Here is a 1,348-nt window from a genome sequence, read left to right on the forward strand (position 1 = left end):
TAAAAAAAGCTCTGCCACTTTTGTGACAGAGCTAATTTTTTGATATAATAGTTACACCATGTATACTATTAAACAAATTTTTACTTCTGTCAATTATACTAATATTTTAAATTCTATTCAAGAGTTTTTTTCTAAAGACTACTTTAATCATATTAAAGATACTGTCTTTAAATCCATTAACTGCAAAAATTTTGATTTTGCTAGAATAGAATATCAATGCCCTCATTGTGGTTCACGCGCATGTAAACCCGTTACTTGTAAAACTAAATTTTGTCCATGTTGTTCTAAGATATATACCGAAAATTGGTCTAATAAACTTAATCAACAAATGATTAATCAAAAGCATAAGCATCTTCTTTTTACAATCCCTAAGGAATTACGTTCTTTTTTTCTTAATAATAGAGAACTTTTAACATCAATTTCTGATTCTCTTAATGCTGTATTCAAAAATCACTTTTGGAAAAAATATAAAATAACTCATTTTGGATACATTACTTTTTTCCATACCTTCGGCAGAAAATCTAATTTTAATCCACATCTACATCTCCTAATTACTTGTGGTGGATTCAAAGAAAGCTTACAATGGAAATCTGTTGATTTTTTTCCTTATTTACCATTTAAGAATTCTTGGAAATATATTGTTACTACAGCTTTAAAAGAAGCTTTTCCTAATGATCAAAAGCTTTTAAACATTATCAATTCTATTTGGAAAAATCAAATCGAGTTTTTTATTGATGTTAAAGGAACTGAAGTTTATAATTCTTTAAATGCTCTTAAGTATTTAGGGAGATATCTCGCTAGACCTCCTTTAGCTGAATATAGAATCACTCATTTTGATGGTAATAGCGTTACTTTTTGGTATGAACAACTTCCTGAAAAAAACAAGGTATTTCTTGAACTTCCAGTAGAAAAGTTCATTAAACAATTAGTTGCTCATATTCCTCCCAAAGGTTTTAAAATGATTAGAAGATACGGTATTTACTCCAGAAACTTCTCCCAAGAATTAAAAAATTTAATAAAACTTAAGCACCTAAAAAAACAAAAGGCTATTGCAAAACTTACTTGGGCCGAGCGCATAGAAAAATGGCTTGGTATAAATCCGTTAAAGTGTCTTCAATGTGGATCTAATATGATTTTATCTATATTTTTCCATAAAAAATATGGTATTTTTGATTTTAGGCTCAAGAAGAAAATTTAAGTTTTCTAACCACAGGTAACTGTGGTATTTTGCTTTTCTATGAACTAAAATAATAGATTAACTTTTAATACATTTTTTAACTACATCTTAATTTTTAGTGTTTTTAAGAACAATTTCAAAAAATTATAATTTCCTAAATAATAAAAAAAG

General features: G+C 27.0%; 1 protein-coding gene. It reads left to right on the top strand.

What is annotated here, in order from left to right:
• Positions 1–58 precede the first annotated feature (58 nt).
• Positions 59–1,198, top strand: coding sequence for an IS91 family transposase (locus tag L988_RS06420; RefSeq protein ID WP_047382689.1), 1,140 nt, complete (start codon positions 59–61; stop codon positions 1,196–1,198).
• Positions 1,199–1,348 lie beyond the last annotated feature (150 nt).

The organism is Cetobacterium sp. ZWU0022 (genome assembly GCF_000800875.1).
In the GTDB taxonomy this organism is placed as follows: Bacteria; Fusobacteriota; Fusobacteriia; order Fusobacteriales; family Fusobacteriaceae; genus Cetobacterium_A.